The organism is Stenotrophomonas sp. STEN021 (assembly GCF_056760175.1).
Window position 1 is genome coordinate 22,839 of record NZ_JBRREH010000058.1, and the last position, 6,178, is coordinate 29,016.

Sequence of the window (6,178 nt, forward strand, 5' to 3'; positions counted from 1 at the left end):
ACAAAGGCGAGAGTTTACAGCTACTTGCGCTTCAGTGATCCAAAGCAGGCGGCCGGCAGCAGTGCTGACCGGCAGCTGGAGTACGCCAAACGGTGGGCGGCAGAGCGAGGCCTGACCCTCGATTCCACCCTATCCATGCAGGACGAAGGCCTATCGGCCTACCACCAGCGCCACGTCACCCGGGGCGCACTGGGCGTCTTCCTGCAGGCAATCGATGACGGCCGCATTCCAGCGGGCTCCGTGCTTATCGTGGAAGGACTGGACCGCCTGAGCCGCGCCGAACCCATCCAAGCGCAGGCCCAGCTCGCCCAGATCATCAACGCCGGCATCACAGTCGTGACGGCCAGCGATGGGCGGGAATACAACCGGCAAGGCCTGAAGGCCCAGCCTATGGACCTGGTGTACAGCCTCCTAGTCATGATCCGCGCGCATGAGGAATCGGACACCAAGTCGAAGCGCGTCCGGGCAGCCATCCACCGGCAGTGCCAGGGGTGGATCGCCGGCACTTGGCGCGGACTGGTCCGAAACGGCAAAGACCCCCATTGGTTGGCTCTGGAGGGCGGCACCTTTGTCTTGGCCCCTAAGCGCGCCGAGGCCGTGCGCAAGGCAATCTCCATGTTCAAGGATGGCCACGGTGCAGTCCGGATCATGCGGACACTCGATGAGCTCGGCCTGCAGCTGACGAATGGCGGAAACCCCTCCCAGCAGCTCTATCGGATCGTCAGGAATCGGGCACTGATTGGGGAGAAGGTCCTGAACGTCGACGGCGAGGAATACCGTCTACCCGGCTACTACCCCGCCCTGATCGAACCAGAGGAGTTCGCCAGCCTGCAGAACGTCACGGGTCAACGGGCGCGGCGCAAGGGCACTGGCGAGATCCCGAGCATCATCACCGGGCTGAGGATCAGCTATTGCGGCTACTGCGGCGCGGCACTGGTTGGGCAGAACCTGATGAACCGGGCGCGGCGCGAGGACGGCAAGCCCCAGAACGGCCATCGCCGCCTCATCTGCGTGAGCAACCAGCAGGGTGCGGGCTGCGCAGTCGCCGGCAGCTGCAGCGTGGTGCCGATTGAGCGTGCCGTCATGGCGTTCTGCGCGGACCAGATGAATCTGTCTCGCTTGCTGGAAGGTAGCGATAGGGCCGAGGGCATCGCGGGCCAGTTGTCAGCGGCTCGCGCCGCTGCGGCCGACACCTCTGCCAAGGTGGAAAAGATCACCGATGCCTTGCTGAGCGCGGAGCCAGGCCAGTCACCAGCAGCCTTCATGCGCCGTGCGCGCGAGTTGGAGAATCAGCTGGCCGAGCAGCAGGCCAAGGTCGAAGTGCTGGAGCATGAGCTGGCAACAGCCGCTTTATCCCCCACCCCGGCTCTGGCAAAGGCATGGGCTGAGCTGGTCGAGGGCGTCGAATCACTGGACTACGACGCGCGGATGAAGGCCCGTCAGCTGGTGGCCGACACGTTCGACAAGATCGTCATCTACCACCGGGGCGTTACGCCTGAACTCACCCGCTCCTGGAAGGGAACGATCGGCGTGCTCCTCATGGCCAAGCGCGGCGGCACCAGACTCCTGAACATCGATCGGCAGACGGGCGCGTGGCAGCACGGGGAGGACGTGGATTCCGGTGATTTGCCCCTGCCACCAGCTATTGGGGGCTGACCTCCTTCAGTTTTGCACCGGGCCTGCAGGAAGGCGGACGACCTGCAGGCCCGACCCGATTACTGATCAATCAAGTTTCGCCCCATCTCGTTGCCGGTAGCAAAAGCCGCGTTTTCGCTGGGGTAGCTATGGTCGTTGTCCTCAATATCCGGAAACCATGAACCATCCGGCCTCTGGACGGAAACTGTGATGGTCCAGGCCGACTCTTCGTCGTACTGTTCGGCGTAGACACGAATCACGTGTTCCTTGTATTCCGCCTCATCAAAACGTTGGTTCGCCATTCGATGCTCCTAGTCGCTGCCTCGCAACGAGGCGAGCCGAGGCTGGCAGGACTTCGGCCGCTGATCAACCCCGGCAACATGCCGGAGAAATTCCCGGCATGTTTCGGAGGGAGGAACGAATCGTTCCTCCGTTTACCCAGCGGCCCGCCTTCAGGACTTCGGCTTATCGGGCCTCCTTTCCACACGCTCAAAGATCCCGCCCTTCTTGGCAGGCCCCTCAGAGGCGTTATCCGCCTCCGTTGGCGAACGGTCCGGCTGCCTCTGGTAAAGCGGCTGCCAGTGAACCAGCCCGCCCGGCAAGGGCACTTCGATACCGCCAATCACCTTCTTCATGTTGAACTCCTCTGCCACGTTTGGCGAAGAGGACGCTAACAGGCCGCAGGGAGCACCGTCCGGGCGACTTTCCCATTCTGCCGGCGGTGTTGGCCGCTCGCTTTGTGCCGCCGAAAGGCCCGCGCTTGGCCACCGGTGAAACGTAGATGTATCAAGGGATTTGGGCCTGAAACGGCCCGTGATGGGCCCGGCAGATGGCGGGCGGGTGCTGGTGCTGAAATGCGGGATTTCCCGTAATTGACCGGGTCAGGGGTTTTCACCCAAAAGGGCGAAAACCTATGTCCCCCACTGCGACACAGGTTCCTCGTCATCTTCAAGGCGAGCGGCCTTGGCTAGGTAATCCCCGGCCCGAAGTCGTAGACGGCTTGCGGCGGCTCTGGTTCGGGCTCGCTGCCGCCAGTTGCCGGTGCTGGACTGCTCCAGCTGCCGGGCCTGCCCGTCCAGCTCAGCCGCCCGAGCTCTTGCCCAGGCGGCTTTGCTGGGATGCCACACCTGCTTCTTGGTCGATGTGTCCATGGCCTGCAACTTGGCAGGCGTCAATCGCATGGGCTGCGATTGGATGGGCTGTTTAGTCCGCGACTTTTCCGGTGACGGTGACAAGCTCGGTTTTTCGGCCGGTAGGGTCCACCGCCATCAGCTTCCACTCCGGAACCAGGATGAAGCTTTGGTCATTCACTGACCCGAGCGGCAAAAGGGACCCGCCGCAATTGATGCCGAACGAAAATCTGTCATTCAGATTGGAGTACGCCCCCATCGCGAACGCACCTTGCGATCCAATCGCGATGCACCCTAGGGCCAATTCCCCCGGCACCACCTTACCCGCTCCAAACGCAGCAATAGACTCCGCCTCGAACGAGATCTGCCCGTCGAAGTAGATGCAAGCACCCTCTTCGCCCAATTCCTGTGCCACTCCGACGCGATCTCCCGAAAGGCACAATGCCAGAGGAGGGAGATTTGCGTTGAAATCAGGCACCCGCAGATAGACATTCCCCGATGCAAGCATGACGCGACCCGGTGGAACATCAATAGCTTTGCGCTTCTTCCAAAGACTCAGATCCATTTTGTCCCCTCTGCCAAGTTACTCGGATGGTCGAGCGGTGACAGACTGCCCTCTTTCTATCTGCAAACGCAAACTGCTCGGATCAGGCCGGATTTAGCTTGGCCACAAAATAGTCCGGCTTTCCGACCGTGCCCCACTGGCGCACCGCGGCGCATACCAGCTCCTTCGCCCGCATCGGGTCCATGGGGAATGTAGCGCTGTAGACGTAGTAATCGACCCAGCCGTACTCGCCGGCCGGCTCAACCTCACACGACAGGTGCAGCAGGAAATCCCGGTCGTCGTCGGTGTCATCGGACTTGATGCCCAGCTCATCCCGCAACTCACCGGCCAGCAGGCGGTTGTGGGGGCGCATGGCGTCGGCGACCACGATGCCGTGCAGCATCAGGTCCACGGCAACCATGGACATCGATCTGGGGGTTCGGAATACGGGGATCTTCATGCGGCCGCCATTGTATGGGTCGAAGATGGCCGGATCACGACGAGCCTTTCGGGTGTCAGCCGCTGCAGAGGGGGAGTCAGCGGCCCGGCAGTGCGGGGTCAGGGGAGTGTCCCCGCGCCATAAGGTTGCCCCAAGCCGCTCTCAGATCCTGAGATGAACTGCAGAACCTGGCTCTGCAGCCCGGCTGGAATAGATCGAGGAATAATTTGCAGTCCGAATTGTTGTTCGACTGCAGTGCCGAGCTTACCTCGGCACCCTCGCCTCAGCCGCTGGCCGCTTGCTGATCAGCGCCTGCAGCACTGCCTTCTCCTGCGATCGACGGCGAGGCTTCACCGGCCGGCTGGGCAAGTCATTGCCCCTCGCCGCGATCCATCGCTCCACCCACATCTTGCCCTGGCGGTAGGAGCCGGCCTTGAACCAGAAGGACCGGCCTTGCCAGTTGAGGGTGCCGGCTACCCTGCCCGCCTCCAGCTTCAGGACCGCTACGGTCTGGAAGTTGAAGCACAGGTAGCAGGTGTCGGGGTTGTCGAGCCAGTGGTATGGGGTTGGGAGCATGGCCAGAGGATGGACCAGCCGCGTCCCTCTTGGTGAGAACGCGGCCAGTACAAGGCCCTACCTCCACTCCCACTGGAACCGGAAGCCGGCCATGCCCGCCCCATTGAGCTCGGCCGTGTTGCCCAGCTCGGCCGAGTGGACCACGTCGTACAGTTCCCGCTGCACCCGAAAGCACAGCTGCGTGCCGGCAATGTAACTCAGGATGATGTCGCTATCGCTTACCCGCTCCGGCCGGTGATCGTCCAGGGTGATGCAGGGGCTCGACGCGCCGACAATCTGGACCGCGACCATTTCGCCCGTGTCCGCTGAGTAGCGCCAGAGGAATGTTCCGACAGCGTCAGTCCAGCACAAGTGCACCCGCATGTTCTGGTCGAAGGCCAGACCGATGCGGGTGATCCCCGCCCGCTGCAGCACTCCGACCCTGCTGGCCTTCCCCTGATCCTCTCGCCATACGTAGACCCAACCGTCGGCCGGAGCGTACTCGGCAGTCCAGTCATACCCTCGCAGCCCCTGCGAGGGATCATTTAGTCCGGCGCCAGCATGCTCATAGTCGATCAAAGGGCGCGCGTGGTGACGCATGCGATACGACCACAGCCCTGGATGCGGACTAACAGAGATGACAGGGATCATGGTGTGTACCGTCCGAACGAAAGGCCGAACACTAGGCTTGCCGTCTTGGCGCTTGTCTTCGCAATTTTGGGGCTAAAAGACATCCCCCATTGCCCAAACCCGGACGGGATAGCCTGACTTCCTGACTGCGCATTAAAAACCAAAGACCCTATCCCGGTTGCAAAGTTTCCCACTGCAATTGGCAAATCGACCTGATAGGTGCGCCGATAGCTGCCTACAACATAGGTAGAGAGATTCTTATAGTTCAGCGCAAGATCCGTAATGGCCGCAGCGGCAATCGTGAGATTCGCCTCCTGCAGTGTCAGGTTCCTATCACTGGTGTTGCCGGAAGTATTCAGCATGGCGACTCCAAGGCGCGCAGCAGTATTGGGCCACACGGTCGCTGTCGGCCACCCCATCGGGAACATGCTGACCGTGGTTGCCACACCATCCACGGTGATATTGGCAGTCGTGGTGGTATTGGCAACGTAGGCTCGCAACTCGTAAATCACGTCGAGGATTTCATCTGCGGCCAGGGTGATCGTGGTTGGCACTCCGCCGGTATCTTTCAACAATGCACGTGAGAACACGTTGCCTGTAGCGGCGCCCCCCATCGCCACCTCATTCAGATTGTGCCCAGACACTGACCCGGCCGCGAACTGTTTGGTGACACGCCGAAAGAGGTACGAGCCGTCGCCAGACACTCCACTGACATCAGCAGCTCCAGCGGTGTTGGATGCGCCCTTCTGATCACCCAGTGCAACATCGGTGAAGGCCGGTACGGTGTTGGAGGTTCCAAGCCGGCAATAGGCAAGCGCATCACCTGCGTTACCGCCGAGAAAATCTAGACCAACATTCGTAATCAGGTTTTCAAACCAAGGCACAGCAATGCGCCGGCTGCCAGGAATTTCACAGCCAGCGGCATCAACCTTGGCAACCTCGAACTGGTACAGGCCGCGCAGGCCAATTAGTTCACTCATGACAGACTCACTCCGATGATGATTGGAGAGACAGAAATAAATTCTGGCTCCATGGTGTTCTTTGATAGAACAGTTTTAGTTGAGGCGGAAATAATCACTGCCGAAACGGACAGGAAATCTTCTGCAGGCTGAGCGTGAGCTTTCTTAACTAACCTAGGGATGCTCTGAACAATTCCTCGGCGACAATAGCGCAAGGTTCGACGGATGACGACGATGCAGCTGAGCTTCGGGGACGCGGAACACACGGGCAAGCGGAAGAAGACGC

9 protein-coding genes are annotated in these 6,178 nt (G+C 61.0%); 1 reads left to right on the top strand and 8 read right to left on the bottom strand.

The window, feature by feature from the left end:
* The first annotated feature begins 24 nt into the window (after window positions 1-24).
* Entirely contained in the window at window positions 25-1,656 is a 1,632-nt protein-coding gene (locus ACVOL0_RS13240) for a recombinase family protein (RefSeq protein ID WP_481549492.1), read from the top strand.
* A gap of 59 nt (window positions 1,657-1,715) precedes the next feature.
* On the opposite strand, the gene ACVOL0_RS13245 is transcribed toward ACVOL0_RS13240, so the two are convergent.
* The 8 genes from ACVOL0_RS13245 to ACVOL0_RS13280 all read right to left on the bottom strand — a co-directional run.
* Window positions 1,716-1,937, bottom strand: a complete 222-nt coding sequence (locus ACVOL0_RS13245) for a hypothetical protein (RefSeq protein ID WP_481549493.1) — start codon at window positions 1,935-1,937, stop codon at window positions 1,716-1,718.
* Window positions 1,938-2,087: 150 nt separating this feature from the next.
* Window positions 2,088-2,270 (bottom strand): hypothetical protein, encoded by a 183-nt coding sequence (locus tag ACVOL0_RS13250; protein ID WP_481549494.1) that lies wholly within the window; start codon window positions 2,268-2,270, stop codon window positions 2,088-2,090.
* Between the two features lie 568 nt (window positions 2,271-2,838).
* Complete coding sequence (locus tag ACVOL0_RS13255) at window positions 2,839-3,330, bottom strand: hypothetical protein (protein ID WP_481549495.1); 492 nt, start codon at window positions 3,328-3,330, stop codon at window positions 2,839-2,841.
* 82 nt (window positions 3,331-3,412) lie between these two features.
* The gene (locus tag ACVOL0_RS13260) at window positions 3,413-3,736 is read right to left on the bottom strand and encodes a hypothetical protein (RefSeq protein ID WP_481549496.1); all 324 of its coding nucleotides are present in this window, start codon (window positions 3,734-3,736) and stop codon (window positions 3,413-3,415) included.
* 276 nt (window positions 3,737-4,012) lie between these two features.
* Window positions 4,013-4,324 carry a hypothetical protein gene (locus ACVOL0_RS13265; protein WP_481549497.1) on the bottom strand — a complete coding sequence of 104 codons (312 nt, stop codon included), beginning with the start codon at window positions 4,322-4,324 and terminating at the stop codon, window positions 4,013-4,015.
* 57 nt (window positions 4,325-4,381) lie between these two features.
* Window positions 4,382-4,954 (bottom strand): hypothetical protein, encoded by a 573-nt coding sequence (locus ACVOL0_RS13270; RefSeq protein WP_481549498.1) that lies wholly within the window; start codon window positions 4,952-4,954, stop codon window positions 4,382-4,384.
* Window positions 4,951-5,913 carry a hypothetical protein gene (locus ACVOL0_RS13275; RefSeq protein ID WP_481549499.1) on the bottom strand — a complete coding sequence of 321 codons (963 nt, stop codon included), beginning with the start codon at window positions 5,911-5,913 and terminating at the stop codon, window positions 4,951-4,953. Before ACVOL0_RS13275 ends, ACVOL0_RS13270 begins: the two co-directional genes overlap by 4 nt.
* Window positions 5,910-6,178: hypothetical protein (locus ACVOL0_RS13280; RefSeq protein ID WP_481549500.1), on the bottom strand; the 269-nt coding region annotated here is incomplete at its 5' end. The genes ACVOL0_RS13275 and ACVOL0_RS13280, both read right to left, overlap by 4 nt.